Raw genomic sequence first — 20,133 nt, forward strand, 5'->3', positions numbered from 1 at the left:
AAATATGGTTTCCCGTAATAAATAATCAGATATAATTATGATTTTTACACTATTATTTTAAAAAACAGTTAATATTAAAAATGAAAATAATTTCACTATTCAATAACAAAGGAGGTGTAGGAAAGTCCACCCTAGGATATCATTTAGGATTTGCATTAAGTGCTTTGGGTAAAAAAACACTAATGATTGATTTAGATCCTCAATGTAATTTAACAATATGTGGTATTGAAACTGAAGACTTACATAAAATATGGGAAGAAGAAGATCCATTTATTGATGATTTTGAAAAAGCTTTTAGAGAAAATCAGACGATACTAGAAAAACCTAGAAGTATTCACTTTTTATTAAAACCAACAGAAGATGGTTTAAGTGATTTTGATATTTTGCCTCCAACCGTTACACTTAATTCAAATCTTGATTTAATACCTGGTAGATTGTCAATTCACAAGTATGAAAATAAATTAGCTGAAAGATGGAATGGAGCTTATCAAGGTGATAATTTATCAATACGAACGATTACTAAAATTCGAGAATTATGTAATTTATATGCTGCCAAAAATAATTATGATTTTATAATAATAGATACATCCCCTAGCCTTGGCATTTTAAACAAAACGATTATTTCAACTGTAGATGGCTTCTTTATACCTGCACAACCAGATATGTTTAGTCTCTATGGTATTAGAAATATTGGCAGTTCCCTTGAACTTTGGAAAAAAGAATTTGACACAATATATAATTTGATCTCATCAGATAAAAGAAGCAAGTTCCCTCAAAATTTTGTGCAATTTTTAGGTTTTACAATATATAAAGCCACTAAATATTCTGGAGGTAAAAATAAATACAATCTAGCACAAGCTCATTATTCATATGTTGAAAAAATTCCTAAAATCATAGAAGAATATATAAAAGAGCCTAATAGAATACATCTTACAGAAGAACAGCTTTATACCCCTATAGGAGATAGTTCAGTTATACACTCGCATAACACATATCCTTCTGTTGCTCAAAGTTTAAATTGCCCTATTTGGGAAGTACCTGAAGCTTACTCCAAATTACGCAGAGATAATCCTGAAATATTAATTGAAAAAGAAATAGAGCCAATAAATCATGGAAGCTATGGACGATATCGCGAAACAAAAGACAAATATATTTCTTTCGCACAGTCCTTATTAGAAAGAGTAAAAGATCTAAATTAACACATGTGGAAAACGAACATATAACAGAAGCTATTCAACTTTACAAAGAAAAATTATTTGAATTCGAACAATTCCTACCAAGTGTGTTAGCTTTTTTTGAAAAACATAGATTACTAAATAAAAAGCCTTTTCCAATAATTCATTCAATAAAATCAAGGTTCAAGGATCCCGATCATTTGGAAGCAAAACTTTACAGAAAGCTAGAAAAAGGTAAACAAATTAATAAAGGCAATTTATTTGAAGAAATAACAGATTTCATAGGAGTTAGGGTTTTACATCTCTATCAAGAACAGTTTGTAGAAATCAATAACGCAATACAAGAAAAGATATCTAATGGTGATTGGCTATTAGTAGAGAGTCCTAAAGCATTAACATGGGATCCAGAATCAATCAAATTTTATGATCAATTAGGTATTGCAACTGAATTAAGAGATACTTTTTATACAAGTATTCACTATCTTGTAAAACCTAATAATCCAAACGCTGTTGTTTGTTGTGAAATACAAATTCGCACCTTATTTGAAGAGATATGGGGTGAAATTGATCATACAATAAATTATCCATGTGAAACAAAAAGTATTGCTTGTAAAGAACAACTACGTGTTTTATCAAAGTTAGTTTCTACAGGTACTAGACTAGCTGACTCAATATTCAGAAGTCATACTGAGTTCTTAGAAAAAAAAATTGAGTCAACTATTTAGTACTTAAAATAATATTTTAAGTTTATAAAGTATTAAAAGTAAAAATCCCTCTCAATATTGAGAGGGATTTTCTATATTCAACATTATAAAATGTACTCTCATCTATGAACAACACCAATATTCTTGAAAAATGTCTGCCTGATTTTGGCAAAGAACTTATCTCGGAGATTGAAAATTTCGGAATAATAAAAGAATTCCCCAACAATGATTTTATCGTAAAACAGGGACAATTGATCCGTTATCTCCCTATTGTTTTAGAAGGCAATGTAAAAGCGTACAGTGAAGAAGACGGTATGCAGTTTTTGCTGTATTTTATTCGGCAGGGTTCTTCCTGTATTTTTAGCTTTGTACACCTTTTCAATCAAAATCCTATTGATTTTTCGGCTATTTCGGAGGGAAAATCAACGATTCTCCTTATTCCTATTGATAAAGCCAAAGAATGGCTCATCCGCTATCCGTCATTCAACAACCTTATCATCAATGAATTTCAGAAACATTATAATGATTTGCTTCATACCACCAAACAGATCGTCTGCTATAAACTTGAAGAAAGACTTTGGAGTTATTTACAAACGAAAGCAAAGGTTTCCAACACTCATGAACTTGCCATATCTCATCAAAGCATTGCTGACGATTTGGGTACAACAAGAGAAGTCATTTCAAGACTGATTAAAAAAATTGAGCTGGATAAAAAAGTAGTACAGAATCATAGAAAAATAAAGTTATTGATCAGTGACTTTTGATACTCATATCAAAAACATTCACTTCTACTTTTGTGGCATAAAATAAACAAATATGAATCAGTACTTAAGTATAAACATCAAAACGCTTGTTTTTGCAGCCACTATTTCAACAGCCACAGAAATGCAGGCTCAAACAACTTCTACTCCACAACAAATGGTAGATGCGCTACACAGTACTTTTGGAAAACATGACAATGCAAGAGCTGTACACGCAAAAGGAATTATTTTACAGGGAATATTTACGCCGGGGCCTGAAGCTAAGAAAATCACCAAAGCTATTCATTTCCAAAATAAATCTACCCCTGTTACGGTTCGTTTTTCAGATTTCACTGGAATTCCAAGTATTTCCGATACCAATCCTTTATCAAATCCAAGAGGACTGGCTATTAAATTCAATATAGGAAACGGACAAGATACCGACATCGTAGCCCATAGCTATAATGGTTTTCCGGTAGCCACAACGGATGAATTCAGACAATTATTACAAGCCATTTCGTCAAGCGGACCTGATGCTGCCCATCCAACTGTTTTGGAGCAATTTTTTGTAACGCATCCTATTGCAAAAACGTTTTTAACTTCACAAAAACCCGCCAGTACAAGCTTTGCAAACTTATCTTATTATGGTGTAAATTCTTTTAAGTTTACCAATAAGAAGGAGAAAACAACATTTATAAGGTATCAGTTTATCCCTGTGGAGGGTGAGCACTTTTTGACGAAAGAGGAATTGTCGAAATCGAGCTCTGATTATTTATCGGAAGAAATTAAAAAACATATTGCCGTAAAGCCTGTTCAATTCAAATTATATGCACAAATTGCTGAAGGAGGTGATGATATCAGCAATCCGTCCATTGCGTGGAGCGACAGCAGAAAAAGGGTTCTTTTGGGAACAATTACCCTCAAAATATTGGGTGATAATACTTTAGAAGGAGACAAAAAGCTTTCTTTTATTCCTAATCATATCACGGAAGGCATTGAAATTGCTGATCCAATGCTTGAAGATCGTTCAAAAGCCTATCCGATCTCTGTAAAAGAACGTCAATAAACTATCAATAAAAAACAATACAATGAGTGAACCTATTCAATTAATCCCAAACAATTCTTTAATCACAAAAACCCCTGAAGAAGGGCGACAACTCGCCGTAAAAATGGCCAGATTGATTATTAAAGTCACACAACCTGATGCAGACATTCGTGAAAAGATGCGTCCGGTATATGCTGAAGATGCGTCCATGTTGATTGCTATCGGACAAACTGTTGCTACGGAATTTGCGACCATTGCTGCCGCCAACAATTATTGGAACGGCGTAAAAGAAAAAGAATCTGAATAGTATCCGAATGAAAAAGCAGGCTGTATCAAAAGTTATACCGCCTGTTTTCTGGCTTTCAATATCAAAAAAGGCAAATCCGTAAGGCATTTTTACTGAATACTTACAGACTGAATAAAAGTTGAATCAGAGAGTCATTTTATATTGTAAAGAACGTTTGCAAGTTGGCCATTCACTTTCAATAATTGAAAAGATTACTGTATCCCTGAAAGAGCCGTCTGGCATGATCTGATGATTCCGGATAACCCCGTCCTGTTTTGCCCCTAATCTCAATATAGCATTTCTTGACTGGAAGTTGTACCAATTTGTTCTGAATTCTACAGCAACCGCCTTTAACACTTCAAAGGCATGAGTAAGCAATAGTAATTTACATTCTGTGTTAACATATGTTTTCTGGTATGTTTTTGCATACCATGTAAATCCTATTTCCAGACGTCTATGCTCTGGAGTAGCATTGGTATATCTGGTAGTTCCTATAATAGTGTTACTTTTTTTATCAATTACTACAAAAGCCAATCCCTTATCCTCTTTAAAGTCATCAATAGCTTTGGCAATATAGGAATCAAAGGAGTCCGATTCCGGGATAAATGTAAACCATAGGCCTGATAAATCTCCATCTCTGGAAGCTGATATAAGCTCATTTTTATGAGTTTCTCTAATGGGAATAAGCTTTATACGATCTGTTTCTAAAATAATTTCTTTAAACCACATATTTGTTTATTTTTTTCAAAAACGAAATTATTTAAAATTTTACAATAGCTATGGTTACAATTTTAAAATAATCATGGCTACAGCTTCCCAAATCTGTTCAAATTTCTTGAAAAGAAAAATCTTATAAATCATAACCAAAAATAAATTTCACTCTATACATAGAAAAACCCAGACTTTTGTCCGGGTTTTTCTATGTATTTTGAAAAAATATTGTTTACATATAAGCTTCAATCGGCTCACAAGTACATACTAAGTTTCTGTCTCCGTATGCTTCATCTACTCTTGATACAGAAGCGAAGAATTTGTGGTCTCTCACCCACTCCAGCGGATAAGCTGCTTTTTCTCTGCTGTATGGTTTATCCCAAGAATCAGAGATTACCAATTGTTCTGTGTGAGGAGCGTTTTTCAATACGTTGTTAGCAGCATCTGCTTCACCGTTAGCGATTTCATCGATTTCTTTTTTGATAGAGATCAATGCTTCTGCAAAACGGTCAATTTCAGACTTGCTTTCAGATTCTGTAGGCTCAATCATCAAAGTCCCCGCAACAGGGAAAGAAACCGTTGGAGCATGGAAACCATAGTCCATCAATCTCTTCGCTACATCTGCCACTTCAATTCCTAAAGATTTGAACTGACGGAAATCTACGATACATTCGTGAGCTACTCTTCCGTTTTCATTAGAATATAAGATCGGGAAGTGTTCTGCTAAAATTTCTTTCAGATAGTTTGCATTCATAATAGCGTGACCTGTAGCCTTTTTAAGACCTTCAGTTCCTAACATTTTAATATAAGAATAAGAAATGTTTAGGATTAATCCTGAACCGTAAGGAGCTGCAGAAATACCGTCGATTGCATCTTTAGATCCGATTCTGATATTTGCATTAGAAGGAAGGAATGGTACCAGGTGTTTAGCCACACAGATTGGACCTACTCCAGGACCTCCTCCTCCGTGAGGGATAGCGAAAGTTTTGTGTAGGTTTAGGTGACAAACGTCTGCTCCGATGTTTCCAGGACTTGTAAATCCTACCTGAGCGTTCATGTTCGCACCATCCATATATACCTGACCTCCATGTTCGTGGATTAGGTTGGTAATTTCTTTAATGTTAGCGTCAAAGAATCCGTAAGTAGACGGATAAGTGATCATTACAGCAGATAAGTTTGCTGAATACTGCTCTGTTTTAGCTTTCAGATCTTCGAAGTCGATTTCACCATTTTCAAGGTTTTTCACCACTACGATTTTCATTCCTGCCATTGCAGCGGAAGCCGGGTTGGTTCCGTGAGCAGACTGTGGGATCAACACTACATTTCTGTGATCGTCTCCTCTTGAAATATGATATTGTCTGATTACCATTAATCCTGCATATTCTCCCTGAGCACCAGAGTTGGGCTGAAGAGAAGTTCCTGCAAAACCTGTAATTTCCGCTAAATCTTTCTCCAGCTCACGGATCATTTGCTGATATCCTTCAGCCTGGTTAACCGGTACAAACGGGTGAACAGCTCCCCAGTTTTCCCATGAAAGCGGTAACATTTGAGTAGCTGCGTTCAGCTTCATCGTACAAGATCCTAAAGAAATCATTGAGTGTGTTAATGATAAATCTTTTCTCTCAAGACGCTTGATGTAACGCATCAATTCTGTTTCCGTATGGTATTTATTGAATACTGATTCTGTAAGAATTTCGTCTTTTCTAAGGTTTTCTTCAGGAATAGTATATCCTTCTTTGATTTCTAATTTAAAAGACTGCTTATCTTTAAACTGAGCAAAAGAAGCCATCAGAACGTTTAATTTTTCCAATGTTGTGCTTTCGTTGATAGCGATGCTTACTACACCTTCTGTAAAGTAGTTAAGGTTGATTTTGTGATCCTGCATCATTCTCATCAATCTTCCTTTTTCATCTTCACCCATGGTGATTTTTACGGTATCGAAGATCGGCTCTTCTACTGTCTGATATCCTAAAGCATTAAGTCCGCTGTTCAAAGCATTTGCTTTAAAGTGGATCTGATCAGCAATATAATTTAATCCTTTTGGACCATGGTAAACAGCATACATACCAGCCATTACTGCCAGAAGAACCTGCGCTGTACAGATGTTAGATGTTGCTCTTTCTCTCTTGATGTGCTGTTCTCTGGTTTGCAAAGCCATTCTAAGGGCACGTTTTCCGTACATATCCTGAGAAACTCCAATGATTCTACCCGGAATATCTCTTTTATAATCTTCTCTACAAGCAAAGAAAGCAGCGTGAGGACCTCCATATCCTAATGGAATACCAAATCTCTGAGTAGTACCTACTGCACAGTCTGCACCCATTTCAGCCGGAGACTTCAGTTTCACCAATGCCATTGGGTCACAAGCTACAGCCACTTGAAGATCAAGCTTTTTATATTCTACAATATTTTCAGTATAATCCAGAACGATTCCGTTTTTACCAGGATACTGTAGTAAAACCCCATAATAAGAAGTATCAAAAGCATGAGTTTTGTGGTCTCCTACTACGATCTCAATTTCTAATCCTTCTGCTTTAGTTTTCAGTACAGAAACAGTCTGAGGTAAAACAAGCTCAGAAATGAAGAATTTGTTAGCATTTGCTTTTTTCTGGTCTTTTGTTCTGTTGTTGAAGAACATATGCATTGCTTCAGCAGCGGCAGTAGACTCATCCAATAGCGATGCATTAGCTAATGCAAAACCTGTAAGATCACATACTACAGTCTGGAAATTAAGAAGAGCCTCAAGTCTTCCTTGTGCAATTTCTGCCTGATAAGGAGTATAAGCAGTATACCAGCTAGGATTTTCAAAGATATTTCTCTGAATTGCTGAAGGTAAAAGTGTATTATGGTATCCGAAACCGATATAACTTGTATAATCAGTATTTTTTGATGCCAGATCTTTTGAGTGATTCAACATTTCGTACTCCGAAAGCGGTGCTGAGATCTCAAGATCTTTTTCTAAACGGATAGAAGAAGGAATGGTTTGAGAAATTAACTCTTCAATACTAGAAACGCCAAGTTTTTCCAACATCGCCTGCTTATCGGCTTCATTCAGGGAAATGTGACGGCTCACAAACTGTTCTGTATTCATTTTTATTTATTAGATTTTGTTTGTAAAAAGATGGGTAAAATTACAATTTTTTGAATGATTGTACAAGAGCATAAGAAGGGTGATAATTCACAAAAGTTTTAGGGAATTTTAGGTAAATGATCGTTTAACAGGCTTTACATAGCATTTTCTGCATTTTACTCATTCATTAGATTGATTTCATCAATAATATTCAACGATATCATATATTTAACAATAATAAAACACTTAAAAATTAATTAAAAATCCCAGAAAACGCTAAATTACCATACAATAGATCAGAAAGTTTACTCTATAGAATAGTGTTGTGTTCTATTATCAATATCATAAAATGAGATTTCTATTAGAGGTAATTCTAAGATGAATTTAAAAGAGCTTTCCCTTACAATTTGAGTATCCAACTAATGCTTTTCATCCTATTAATCAAGGCTTAAGAATTTTATGAAATTTTATTAATTATATTTATTCTAAATTAATATATTTGCATCATGAATATGATTGTCCCATTTAAAGTTCCGCCTTTGGCTCCTTACTCATTCAATAACGAAGAGATGTTCTGCGAAAAGAAATCTTGCTGTAAAAAATTCAAAAAAGGGAAAAGATGTAAAAAATGTCCGGGAAGAAAGAAAATGGCTTAGATTAGCTTACATTTCTGATCAGCATATATAAAGCAATCACTAAGATAATAATTCCCCAGATCAGCATCATTATTTTGGGCTGACCAGATTTATTAATTCGCGTGCTGGGCTGTGGCTTAAACATTTCTTCTACTGAATTTTTGAATTTTTCAGTATCATTTTCAAAGACTTCCGTAATGGTAATTCCCTGAACGACCGTTTTATGCAACAGAGAATTGGTAGCATGAAGCAAGAGTTGGAATTTGCCGTCTTTAAATTCGGTAATCTTAAAAATCCTTTCTCCATAAGGCTTTTCCAAACCAAAGGGTAATACTTTTACCACGTCAGCATTGCTCGTTTGCCAGCTGATGATGATCTCCTCTCCTTTTTTCGCATGAATTTTATTCGCTGTAAAAGTTTTTATTGCAGGAGGAATATTGTACCTGAAACTTCTCTGATGACTTTCTAAATTCTGATCGTATGCCTTTCTTCTTACATGATCACTCAATGTTTCATAAGCTTCCTGAATTTCACGGAAACGGTCTGCAAAGAAATCGTCGTTATCATTTTTATCCGGGTGATATTTTAAAGAAAGTTTTCTATATGCTTTTTTGATGTCTTCTTCCGAAGCATCCTGAGAAATCCCGAGAAAATAGTAGTAATCTTTCATTAAGCAGTGCAAAAATAAGGATTTATTTTCCTTTGTGTTGGATATTTATAACAAAATTTTTCTTGGAAAATGGGGATTTGAAAAGAAAATAGCTCTTCTTTTATTGCGAACCGAAGATGAGGTAATCTCAATATTATTTATAAAACTTTTTGTTGGAAAACGCAAAGACACTAAGATTTTTTTCTGACCATATATTTTTATGGCACAAGGATTTTATCTTGAAACTTGTTTAAACTTTTATTTTTCTGAGAAACAAAATAGAAAAAGCCAGATAATGTAGATTCCTCCAAGTTATATTCAAAGTTTCAAACCTCACTAATAAAGCCTTGAAACTGTCAATCCAAGGATTTGCTTTTTCTATTTTGAACCTTCTTTTATACAGTTTGGGATCAAAATACTTTTCGTTCTTTGTATCCCCGTTACCAGGATTCTCCTTAATATTCCCGATGATTTCTTTTTTATTCAGAATATCTCTGCATTTTTTACTGTCAAAACCAGAATCTGCGTTTAGAAATAATCCCTTGCTCTCGATATCTGCATCATGCAAAAGACCAAGAATCTCTTCTAACGTTTCTTCAATATTATAAAGGTCATGATGCTCTCCACTTATTGGTTTTCCCATTGAAAGCATTTGCCCCTGACTATCACAAAGGAAAATACAATTACTCGTCTTAGATGATTTTCTTCCCTGATAGCCGACTGATTTTCCTCCTGTTTTGCTGCGGATATGGCTTCCATCCAGCTGAATACTAGAAAGATCCAGTTGCCTTTTATTGCTTCGCAGAAGAGAAAGCCAAATTTGCCTGAAAGAACCATCCTTACACCACTTATTAAAGTAATAATAAATCAATTGCCAACTTATCCTTTCTTTTGAAAAGTATTCTTTGAGACTTAGTTCTCGCCATTGGCAACCTGTTTTCAATCGTTTTATAATGAGTGTAAAGATTTTTCCTAAATCAAATCTTGTAGAAAAGCCTCGTTTTCCTTTGCTTAAATGAGGCAAAATCCATTTTCCCAGTTTATCTTTGCTTATGAGTTCCAGATTTTAGTTCTTTTTTTTTGCAACTCTAAATTGCTAATTTTCTGGAAACTCTTTCTCTAAATAAGTTTAAACAGGTTCATTTTATAATTACCAAAATAATCCAGCTTTTAAAAATACTTGAAGCATCTCAAATAATATTTCATCTTGTATTGAAAGTCTTCTTTTAAAAAGAGGACTTTCTTTAATGATACATGACAGCAGGTTTAGATCAATTTTATTCTGATCGTAGTTGTATTACACTTTCAAAATTTTTCAAAATTTATATTATTGATGTTGTGTATTTATCTATATTTGATACCAACACAAATGCACTCTATTAATGAGAAAAAATATTTCTAATTCTGAAAGGATTTCAGAGAATCATATGCCCGGAATTAACCGTGTGGTTAAGCTGGACATCGTGATTGAAGGAAAATCCATCAGTCATTTTAAACACTTCCGTTTACAGCAAAGCGCCAGAACGCATCATCATTTTAAACTGACTTTAGCCCATGATTCTTTAGATGAAGTACAGAATCATAACCTTGAAGAAGCGAGGCAGTTTTTAGGAAAACGTATTACAGTAACTTTCAAATACAAAGACTATGAAGATGAAAGTCCTGAAAGAACTTTTGTAGGAGTTCTTATGAAGGTGGCATTCAGCCAGGAAAAGATGAGTCTTGGTAATATTGTTCTGGAAGGATATAGCCCAACAATTTTAATGGATTCGGCCCCGCATACCCAGAGTTTTGGAGGGAATCAATCGGTAAACACCTCCATTATTGCTGACAGAATCATTAAAGAATCTCTGGGAACCAGTAAGTTTGATTACAGAATAGAATCTCAAAATAAAGGTTACATCAATTACAGTGCACAGTATTGTGAAACCCATTACAATTATCTTGCAAGATTAGCAGAAGCCTATGGAGAGCAATTTTATTATGATGGGTATATTTTACATTTTGGAAAACTTCCTCCATCTGAAAAGGCTATACAACTCATCTATGGAAGTAATGTTACAGATGTACAGGTAGAATTAAAGGCAGTTCATATAAAACCCGAATATTTTGGTTATAATAGCAGCAGCCATGCAAAAATGCTTGGGTCCGATAATAAGATAAAACACCTCGGAGATTTATCTCAAAAAGCATACGAATTAAATGATGGCATTTTTAAAACAAGGTCTCTTACCCCTACTCCTATCAATGCTAATATGTTTCTGGATGTGGACGACTCCCAAAAAAGTGCAAGAGGAAGTAAAGCTGTCGAAGTTTTTACGGTTTCAGGAAATACAACAGTTCCCTTTCTGTTTGTAGGTTGTATAGCAGATATAGACATGAGAAATCAAGATAGTAACCAGACTTCTCATTTCACAACATTAATGATGACAGAAGTAAGCCATGAAGTGGATGCCAGAGGTTATTATACAGGCAGCTTTAAGGCCATCGCTGAAGGAACAGGCTTCATGCCTAAACCTGATTTTATAATGCCAAAAGCTGAACCACAAGTGGCCACTGTAATCTCCAACGTTGATCCTTTAAACCAAGGAAGAATACAAGTGCAATTTGACTGGCAATTAAATGACACCACCCATTTTATCAGAATGATGAGTCCTGATGCGGGCGGAACAGATGGAGTAAGTCAAAACAGAGGTTTTCTCGCTATTCCAGAAATCGGAGATCAGGTAATGGTAGGTTTTGAATATCATCATCCAGACTTTCCCTTTGCAATGGGTGGAATGTTTCATGGAAAGGTTGGATTAGGTGGTGGTGTTGATAATCATCTTAAATCCATACAGACACGTAGTGGAAATAAGATCCTTTTTAATGATACTGAAGGACAGGGAAGTATACGAACAGAGGATGGAAGTACCAACTTTATTTATTTAGATGGTGAAGGAAATATCAGAATAAATGCTCCTAACAACATCATACTTGAGGCTGGAAATAATTTGGATATAAATATTGGAAACAATATGACATTCAATGTTGTAAATACTGCAATGCTCAATATTTTTCAAAAAATGATGGTTAACTCTCCTACCTTACTGCAAAATATAACAGAATTTTTCCACACACAAGCAGGCAAAGCTGTATTTAATTCTGAAAATGAGATCAAAATTGAAGCAAAGGAAACCAATGTAGCTGGAACCCAAAAACTGTTTATGCATTCTGATCAAAATACAATTATAAACAGTAAGGGAATTGTAGATATGCATGGTAAACAGGGAAATAATCAGACTAATAAACCTCAAAACTACAAATATGTTCCGGTTTATGTGGATGAAAGATGCTTGGTAAGTTTTAGACCAAAAAATGATTGGGGAGGAAAAGGATATGGTTTTGACTGGGTAAGAGTTGGTGATACAAAGATTCCTGGGGATGTTTACTATGGAAATAGAATAGGAAAATATCGAGATAGTAATGGAGCATTACGACAAGTATGTGATAATGACCCTAATCTTCCTCCTGTAAGTTTTTTTGTTAGTGATAAGACTGAATTTATTAAATTAATGTCATTATTCAATCCTCATGTCTATACTGTAAAAAATAAAAAAGGCAAAAAAATAAAGATAAACTATTGTGTTCCTTGGTTAAGCTTATACCCTAAAATAATTACCAAAAATATTAAACAGAGTAATGGAAAAGTTATACCTAAAGAACTTGCCACAACATATAAAAATACTGTAGCTACATTACGAGTAATAGTTGATATAAAAAAGAAACCTGAAAAATTAACATTAGAATATGAAAATAAGTTTTTCAACATAACCCATGCTCCTTTTCCGTTAACTATAGGAAAGCATGAATTAGAAATGAACATTGCTTGTCTGAAAGAATTTGCAACAGACCAACCTATTAAGGTTATTGCAACTTATAAAGACTCTCAAGGTAAAGAAGAACTATCTTTGGCAGGTAAATTAAAAGTTGCGAAAAATAAAAATAGATATAAAGCCAAAATTGTTTTCATTCAGGTAACTACAGATATTGGAAATGGGAGAATGAACAGAGCTCCAATAGGAAGAGAGAGTGAACTTAAAAAATATTTGAATCAAGCGTTAATTAATCCATACTTTGAAAAATCCTTAAATTTAGATTTGAGTTCAGATGTAGATTCAATAACCCAAAAGACCCATAATCGAAAAACAGATTTCAATAATACGCTAGTACTTAGTTCTGGTATAAAGAAAAGAATTGAAAATGGATGGAGTGACGATATATATAAATTTTTGAATGATGAACTATATAAAAAATATGATAAGGTCAAAAACTATAGAAGTCATTACAAAATATATTTCATAAACGAATCGGCAGGAGGTTTATATGGAATTGGTAGAAGTGTTAATAAAGACTTAAGAACAATTTTAGTTTACTCAAAAGGATTTAGTGACAGTACCATTGCCCATGAAACACTACACTCCTTAGGATTATACCATAGCTTTGATAATGGTGGAGAATTTACATTAGAACAAAATATTACAGACAATATTATGGATTACTCAGACATAGCAACTCCAGCTATACCTGTTATAAGTACTTATCATTGGCAATGGACCAAAGCACAAAAGAGATGTGAAAAGGAATAGACTATTCTTTTTTCAAAAGAAGTGATACTATTACTATATTTAAAAATTGATTAGAGAATGAAAAAGATAATTTATATAAGTTTCCTACTAATTATTATTTCCTGTAATTCACAGGATAAAAAAGATATTAAAACAATGGATAAACCACAACCTGTAAAGCATACAATTTCGAGTCCTGAACAAGACTACAAAAAACTAACCAACTATAAATCAGAATATTTCGATATTAAAAAATTTTACGAAAATAATAATGAAGGCTCTGGCAAAACTTATGAATCCGAAAATGGAACAATGATAGAAGAGTCTGCAGGTGAGAACGGAGAATGGTTTATGTCTAATATTACACCTAAAAATTCAATTTTCACAATACATAAAGAATATAATTCTAAAGGCATTATTCTGAAAAAAGGTGTTACATTTAGAAATTATGGAGGGCAATTAGGAACATGGTATGAATTTGACAATACAGGCAAACTCATTAAAGAAACAGATACAGATAAAAACTATAAAATTAACTTTAGTGACGTTGCAAAATACTGTGTTGAAAATAATATTAATTTAAAAGATGAATATACTGTAATAAACAGAGGTTTAAACAATAAAACTAAAAGTGAGAGTTGGGAAATAGAATATAGAGGAAAATATGATGATAAATATGGTGCAATTATAATAATTGAGCTTGATGGTAATACTGGTGAGATTCAAAAGGTAACTTGCATCAATGGCAAACATAACGATTCTGTTGAAATTCTATACGAAAAAAAATAATCTTTATGCCCAAAAAAATCACCGATACCGCACAATGAATTTCATAGAGGATGAAAACCCTTGATTTTTAACAAAATTTAATATACTTCTTATACCCAAAGTATATAACTTCAATAGCTTAAGTGTTTAAAAAGCTTTTTTGATAAAATTGTACTTCTCTAAAAATAGCATGAATAATTCAACGGTGCTTTTGTCATTCCGAGCAAAGCAAGGAATCTCAATATTATTTATAAAACTTTTTGTTGGAAAACGCAAAGACGCTAAGATTTTTTCTGACCATATATTGTTAAGACACAAGGATTTTATCTTCGATAAAATTGTACTTCTCTAAAAATAATATGAAATAGTGTAATGGTGCTTTTGTCATTCCGAGCAAAGCATGGAATCTCAACATTATCTATAAAAATTGTTTGTTGGAAAACGCAAAGACACTAAGGTTTTTACAACCTGAAACCTCCATTATTTACAAGCTACAACCATACCTTATTTTCGGGAAATCCAATCTTTAGTCGGGGCAATCCAATCATTGAGAGCTCTAAAAAGAAAACCATGACTTAGCCCTGTATTAAGCTCTATTTCTTTGAAGTCTTTAATGCCTGATCTGACAAAACGCTGTTCCTCCGACATCTGCACGTGCCCTTCATCTGTTTTTTCAGTAATGGAAAGTATTTTTCCGTACAATCTGAAATTTTTATCTTTTTCTAAGGAGTCCTCTTTAAAGGTAGCACCTATAATGACAAATTTCAACTGAGGATTTTTTTCATAATGGGATATATATTGTGCAATATACCCGCCCTGCGAAGTTCCTACAATGGTAATATGACTGGCTGGAATTCCTTTTTTCATAAGGCTGTCTATTTGATTTTTTACCTTAACAGCATATATTGACGGATCTTTTTCTGATTTTCGCTTTTCAGAAATAACAACAGTATTTTCGCTTTTCAGCTGACGAAGGATAGGTTCGTATTCTGCCACTCCATATTTAGGATGCTTATCCGTAAGGGAATGTTCTTCCAGAAATTTATTATGCAAAAAGAAAACATACTGCTTATCTTGAGATTTCTGTCCAAATACTATTGCAGAGAAAAATAACATCGCTGCAGCCGAAATGTTTCTAAGTTTCATGAGAGTTAAAATAAATTATTTAGAAAATAAAGAAAAACAAATTTAGTACATAAATATGTTTTAAGGTCAAAGAAAATGGGTTTCTTTGATAAAAAAAGGTTCCGGGAAGCTTTGCTTCCCGGAACCTTTTTTAACAATTTCAATTTAGTTCTTACTTTTTTATGCTTCGCAGGTATTATCTTTTCTGCAGCATTTTGAATGGAATTCTTTTTTGAACTTTCCTTTTAGTTCCTGATATTCCTCTTCGTTCATTTCTCTGATTTTATCTGCCAACCCGAAAGGGGATTTTTCTTTGATTCCATATTCATCAAAAATACCTTTGATAAATCTTTTTCTTTGTACTGCTTTTTTAGCGATTAAGGCTACACCTACTACGGCCAATGCTCCAAGAGCTCCTTTTAATGCTGAATTTTTCATTTTTTCAAAATTTTAAATTTTACTACTTCTTGTTTTTATAGAGACGAATGAATTTTAAATTTACTTTACTACTTCTTTAAAATTTTTAAATTATTCGTTATTTCTGTTAAAGAATCCGCCAGAACATTTATTTCTCCAGACTTCTTTAAATTTCTCTTTTTCTTCAGGCGACCAACCTTCCATTCTCTGTCTCATTTTTCTTTCTTTAAAGTCTCTCATTCCTTTTCCGAAATGGAACCCTCCAAAAAGAATTTTGCTTAACACCAATATTCCCATCGCCTGCCAGAATGTAATGGTCTTCACTCCTAAAATTTCTGGAAGCAGACAATTCCACAACAGCATGACTACCCATGTAACTGCGGCGAAGATCAATGGCGGACATAAGAATAAAAAAATCCAGCCCTTTTTGTGTTTATGATTCATAATTTCTTTTTACTAACTTTTTAAATCTTCGTATAATTTTCTCAATCTGTTTCTCAAATGCTTCACAGCATAGTTTTTTCTACTGATGATGGTCTTGATGTTTTCTCCCTGTTCATCGGCGATCTCCTGGAGGGTTTTGTCGTTGAGTTCGTTTTCTACGTAGACCAGCCTTTGTTTTTCGGGAAGTTCGTCAAGAGCTTCAAACAGTTTCTTCCAGATCTCATCCTGAAACATTTTCACTTCAGGACCCGCGCTTTCATCCATCAGTAAGATATCTTTGATGGAAAAGTCTCCATCTTCATCTTCATAGACGAAATCTTCAAGATTTTCTGTTTTCTTTTTTCGGTAACGGTCTGTAATTTTGTTAGCCGTTACCCTGTACAGCCAGCCCCCTACATTCACAATCTCAGAAAGATTGGTAAGACTGCTGAACTGATACCATACCTCCTGCAAAATATCTTCCGCATCTTCTGCATTTTTCACTTTAGGACGAATATAGGACATCAGCTTTCCTCCGTAATTGGTAACGGTTTGTGAGATGATATTTTCTTTCTCCTTCTGTGGCATTGTTATTTTTTCGACAACCTCCATATTGATATGACGGCTACCCTTTTGGTTTTACTTTAATAAATTTAAAATATTTTTCCGGAATTTCAATTTTTCTTTTATTCATCGGCTTTTTATTTATCATTTTTTCAAAGAATTATTTCAGTCATTTATTCATCTTGCGATACTGGAGAGCACTAAAATAAATCCAAAAAGAAACGGAAAACAATTGTCTTCCGTTTTTATGATGATAAAACCGTTCTTTTATTTAGTAAAGTTTTCTGCAAAGAATACTAACATAGATTGATACAGATCAATTCTCCTAGACTCTTTTCCAAAGCCATGCTCTTCATCGTATTTTACCATGTAGAAACTTCAGATCCTTTTGCACGCATTGCTTTTACGATCTGATCAGATTCATTGATATTAACGCTAGGATCATCAGCACCCAGTACGACAAATAATGGTTTTTTAATTTTATCGATTGGGAAAACCCGAGAAACTTCTTTAGCTATTTTTGCTTCTTCCGGGTTAAAGTTTATATAATTGTATGTCAACCTATTCCAGTATGACTCAGTCCAGGTAAATTCCGAAATACCAGGTCCACAAAATAAGTATAAGCTGCATGGGAATTCTTTGATTATAGAGATAATTCATTCCCGGTCCGCTACGATTGGCTTTAAAAATATTAATTCTTTTTTTAGATGAGTTAACATTAGCAACAAATACCAATATAAAAAAGATGATCAGCAAAATGGCTGTAAGTTCCCGAATTTTCGGAATCATCAGCCCTATTCCAGCTGCAATTTCTAAAAGTCCGGTAAAGTATACCCAGAACAATTTTCCCGGAATATAATCAGGAATCATCATAGACATTCCTTTCTGGAATTTAAAATGAGAAAAACCTGTAAATAGTATAAATAAAGACATTCCCAGATTTCCTGAGAGTGCATAATCAGGTGTTCCGTGAAGTAGAAATGTTGCCAGTAAGGCTAAGATAAAGGTAGCAAATGGAATTATTAATAATTTCATATTTTGGATTCTTACTATAATGATACCTTACAGATTCTGAAGACCTGTAAGGTTATATTTTTTGTTTACGATAAAGGTTTTTACAAATTATTTTCGGCCATGTTTTTCACTAATTCAAGGCCTTTTTTAAAACCAGTATCCATATGATCCTGCCATTCTTTTTCGACTTGAACTTCTGTATGAAGTTTGGTTTTTCCTTCCAGATTGGTCAGAAAATATTTTTCAAAGCATCCGCTCCATTCCATTACTTCTTTACTGTGGGTATCTTCTACCCCATCTTTAATCATTCCCAGATGCTTAAAAACAACCTGATTGGGTTCATCCAGGCTGTCTATGGTGGAGACCATTCCTTCTCCTTCCTGGTTGAGAAAATAAGTTTTACCTCCTACTTTCCAGTCGGTTTTCATAAAAGATTGAGGTCCAAAATACTGTGTCCATTCAGTATAGCTTTTGGGACTCCAGAGAATGTCCCATACTTTCTGCAACGGGGCATCAATGATCGTTTCGTAAGAAAGAGTTTCCATATTTTTAATTTTTGTGATGGTGATATAGTTTTTGGTTGTGTATGTAAGTTTAAAGCTGGTTTTCTGAAAGGTGTTTAATGATCAGAAGAGCCTTTGGAAATTTCTCCTCAAAAAAATCTTTAAATTCTGCAGGAGACTGAATTTCTGCTTTCAGCACTGTTCCTTCATCATATTCTTCCAGAAAATAGGCTTCTGTGGCCTCTCCCCAGTCCTTGGGAACTTCAATGCCTTCATAGATCTCACCCAGATGCAGGAATTTTATTTCTTCATTGGGAACTACCTTTTCTACGCGGCTGTACATCCCATTATTCTTGGGATCAAGAAATTTGATAATATTTTTTTCTTCAAGCGTGCCTTCGTAAAAAGATCCTTCTGTAAAAGCGGTCGTCCATTGTCTGTAGGTAATATCTCCCCAAAGTACACTCCATACTTTTTCAGGTTCTGCATTGATCTCGATTTGATATGATAAATGTTCCATATTTTTTATTTTATGTAATGAATAAAAGGTGTTCAAATCATACATTCTGCGATCGTTTCTGCGATCTTGAATGACTATCTTCCATGAATCATATCAAACAATACGCCGAAATAGGTTTAAGAGTTGTAAGCATCTTCCAAATCCTGAATAATAATCTTCTGCATTTTCATCATAGCCTGAACTACTTTGTATGCTTTTTCCTGATTGGAATCGTTCATAAGCTGGATTAATCTTTTAGGAACAATCTGCCAGCTAAAACCATATTTATCTTTCAGCCAGCCGCACATGCTTTCTCTTCCTCCATCTGCGGTAAGGTTATTCCAGTAATGATCTGTCTGCTGCTGATCGTCTGTCATCACAACCATTGAGATCCCTTCATTGAAATCGAACTGATGGTCGTAAGAATTATCCATACAGAATATGCTGTAATGATCAATTACAAAATGAGCGTGCTGAATATTCTCAGCCGGTTCTGGAGTGCTGTGCCCTTCGCTTCCGTCACCGTATTCTAATATTTTTCCAATGCTTGAGTTCGGGAAGGTGCGCGTATAAAGCTCCATCGCCTCTTTCGCTTTTCCGTTATTCTGATGAATAAACATCATAGTGGGAACAATTTTCTGATCGCTGGCTTTTTCTCCAAGAAATAACTGCCATGTTACCCCATATCGGTCTCGAACCCAACCGTATTTTTTGCTCCAGGAATATGAGCCCAGTTCCATCAAAGCCATTCCGCCATCTACAAGCAGGTCCCAATATTTCTGAACCTCATCTTCACTTTCACAGATGACCATGAAAGAAACGGAAGCATTTTTTTTGAATTGCGGGCCTCCATTCAGGAGCATCAGACGTTGTCCAAAAAGGTCAATATTCATTACAACAGGAGTATCTGCGGTAATTTCGCCTCCGAAAACTTTACAGTAAAACTCTGCAGATTCTTTAGCATCTCCATCGTACCAGAGACATGGGAAAATATCGTTATTCATAAGTTTTAATTTTATTTGTGATCTGTAAATTGGATTATTCTCCAACTGTTGATAAGCGGGATCAATTATACGCAATTATTAGCAATTTTTTGCGTAATTTTCTAAGATTATGTTTTTACAACAAATTCTATGTTTAATATCCCGCTAAAAAATTGAAATAATTCTACCTATTAGTAGTAAGACAAAAATATTGA

20 protein-coding genes and 1 pseudogene are annotated in these 20,133 nt (G+C 34.1%); 8 read left to right on the top strand and 13 right to left on the bottom strand.

From position 1 onward, the window contains the following. Positions 1-80 precede the first annotated feature (80 nt). From ACQ76T_RS09290 to ACQ76T_RS09310, 5 genes are all read left to right on the top strand, one after another. The gene (locus ACQ76T_RS09290) at positions 81-1,199 is read left to right on the top strand and encodes a ParA family protein (RefSeq protein ID WP_431343026.1); all 1,119 of its coding nucleotides are present in this window, start codon (positions 81-83) and stop codon (positions 1,197-1,199) included. A gap of 5 nt (positions 1,200-1,204) precedes the next feature. Beyond that, positions 1,205-1,900: a RelA/SpoT domain-containing protein gene (locus ACQ76T_RS09295; protein ID WP_431343027.1), complete on the top strand. Its 696-nt coding sequence runs from the start codon at positions 1,205-1,207 to the stop codon at positions 1,898-1,900. A gap of 104 nt (positions 1,901-2,004) precedes the next feature. Next, positions 2,005-2,643: a Crp/Fnr family transcriptional regulator gene (locus ACQ76T_RS09300; protein WP_431343028.1), complete on the top strand. Its 639-nt coding sequence runs from the start codon at positions 2,005-2,007 to the stop codon at positions 2,641-2,643. 52 nt (positions 2,644-2,695) lie between these two features. Further along, entirely contained in the window at positions 2,696-3,685 is a 990-nt protein-coding gene (locus tag ACQ76T_RS09305) for a catalase family peroxidase (protein WP_431343029.1), read from the top strand. 22 nt (positions 3,686-3,707) lie between these two features. Further along, on the top strand, positions 3,708-3,971 hold the full coding sequence (locus tag ACQ76T_RS09310; RefSeq protein ID WP_431343030.1) for a hexameric tyrosine-coordinated heme protein: 264 nt from the start codon (positions 3,708-3,710) through the stop codon (positions 3,969-3,971). 123 nt (positions 3,972-4,094) lie between these two features. Here ACQ76T_RS09310 and ACQ76T_RS09315 read toward each other — a convergent pair whose 3' ends face one another. Further along, positions 4,095-4,679, bottom strand: a complete 585-nt coding sequence (locus tag ACQ76T_RS09315; RefSeq protein ID WP_431343031.1) for a GNAT family N-acetyltransferase — start codon at positions 4,677-4,679, stop codon at positions 4,095-4,097. Positions 4,680-4,893: 214 nt separating this feature from the next. Beyond that, entirely contained in the window at positions 4,894-7,752 is a 2,859-nt protein-coding gene (gene gcvP, locus ACQ76T_RS09320) for an aminomethyl-transferring glycine dehydrogenase (RefSeq protein WP_431343032.1), read from the bottom strand. Positions 7,753-8,237: 485 nt separating this feature from the next. On the opposite strand from gcvP, the gene ACQ76T_RS09325 reads away from it, so the two are divergent. Beyond that, positions 8,238-8,387: a hypothetical protein gene (locus ACQ76T_RS09325; protein WP_164723264.1), complete on the top strand. Its 150-nt coding sequence runs from the start codon at positions 8,238-8,240 to the stop codon at positions 8,385-8,387. A gap of 1 nt (position 8,388) precedes the next feature. Here the strand turns inward: ACQ76T_RS09325 and ACQ76T_RS09330 are convergent, their stop codons facing one another. Next, a complete protein-coding gene (locus ACQ76T_RS09330; protein WP_431343033.1) occupies positions 8,389-9,036 on the bottom strand; it encodes a J domain-containing protein in 648 nt (215 codons plus the stop codon). A 229-nt stretch (positions 9,037-9,265) separates the two neighbouring features. Next, positions 9,266-10,039: a transposase gene (locus ACQ76T_RS09335; RefSeq protein ID WP_431343034.1), complete on the bottom strand. Its 774-nt coding sequence runs from the start codon at positions 10,037-10,039 to the stop codon at positions 9,266-9,268. Positions 10,040-10,397: 358 nt separating this feature from the next. On the opposite strand from ACQ76T_RS09335, the gene ACQ76T_RS09340 reads away from it, so the two are divergent. Both ACQ76T_RS09340 and ACQ76T_RS09345 read left to right on the top strand, forming a co-directional pair. Beyond that, entirely contained in the window at positions 10,398-13,643 is a 3,246-nt protein-coding gene (locus ACQ76T_RS09340; RefSeq protein ID WP_431343035.1) for a phage baseplate assembly protein V, read from the top strand. Between the two features lie 57 nt (positions 13,644-13,700). Continuing rightward, positions 13,701-14,411 carry a hypothetical protein gene (locus ACQ76T_RS09345; RefSeq protein WP_431343036.1) on the top strand — a complete coding sequence of 237 codons (711 nt, stop codon included), beginning with the start codon at positions 13,701-13,703 and terminating at the stop codon, positions 14,409-14,411. Positions 14,412-14,894: 483 nt separating this feature from the next. On the opposite strand, the gene ACQ76T_RS09350 is transcribed toward ACQ76T_RS09345, so the two are convergent. The 9 genes and pseudogenes from ACQ76T_RS09350 to ACQ76T_RS09390 all read right to left on the bottom strand — a co-directional run bounded on the left by ACQ76T_RS09350 (position 14,895) and on the right by ACQ76T_RS09390 (position 19,939). Beyond that, entirely contained in the window at positions 14,895-15,536 is a 642-nt protein-coding gene (locus ACQ76T_RS09350) for an alpha/beta hydrolase (RefSeq protein ID WP_431343037.1), read from the bottom strand. 159 nt (positions 15,537-15,695) lie between these two features. Continuing rightward, a complete protein-coding gene (locus ACQ76T_RS09355) occupies positions 15,696-15,953 on the bottom strand; it encodes a hypothetical protein (protein ID WP_431343038.1) in 258 nt (85 codons plus the stop codon). A 90-nt stretch (positions 15,954-16,043) separates the two neighbouring features. Beyond that, on the bottom strand, positions 16,044-16,376 hold the full coding sequence (locus ACQ76T_RS09360) for a hypothetical protein (RefSeq protein ID WP_431343039.1): 333 nt from the start codon (positions 16,374-16,376) through the stop codon (positions 16,044-16,046). A 12-nt stretch (positions 16,377-16,388) separates the two neighbouring features. Beyond that, on the bottom strand, positions 16,389-16,943 hold the full coding sequence (locus ACQ76T_RS09365) for an RNA polymerase sigma factor (protein WP_431343040.1): 555 nt from the start codon (positions 16,941-16,943) through the stop codon (positions 16,389-16,391). A gap of 243 nt (positions 16,944-17,186) precedes the next feature. Beyond that, a pseudogene (locus tag ACQ76T_RS09370) lies at positions 17,187-17,455 on the bottom strand (alpha/beta hydrolase family protein); the annotation flags it as partial. 40 nt (positions 17,456-17,495) lie between these two features. Further along, on the bottom strand, positions 17,496-17,954 hold the full coding sequence (locus tag ACQ76T_RS09375; RefSeq protein ID WP_431343041.1) for a DoxX family protein: 459 nt from the start codon (positions 17,952-17,954) through the stop codon (positions 17,496-17,498). An 80-nt stretch (positions 17,955-18,034) separates the two neighbouring features. Next, complete coding sequence (locus ACQ76T_RS09380) at positions 18,035-18,478, bottom strand: SRPBCC family protein (protein ID WP_431343042.1); 444 nt, start codon at positions 18,476-18,478, stop codon at positions 18,035-18,037. Positions 18,479-18,527: 49 nt separating this feature from the next. Further along, positions 18,528-18,956, bottom strand: a complete 429-nt coding sequence (locus ACQ76T_RS09385) for an SRPBCC domain-containing protein (RefSeq protein WP_431343043.1) — start codon at positions 18,954-18,956, stop codon at positions 18,528-18,530. 116 nt (positions 18,957-19,072) lie between these two features. Continuing rightward, complete coding sequence (locus ACQ76T_RS09390) at positions 19,073-19,939, bottom strand: VOC family protein (RefSeq protein WP_431343044.1); 867 nt, start codon at positions 19,937-19,939, stop codon at positions 19,073-19,075. Between the last annotated feature and the right edge of the window lie 194 nt (positions 19,940-20,133).

It is taken from the genome of Chryseobacterium sp. JK1 (assembly GCF_050632815.1).
Lineage (GTDB): Bacteria > Bacteroidota > Bacteroidia > Flavobacteriales > Weeksellaceae > Chryseobacterium.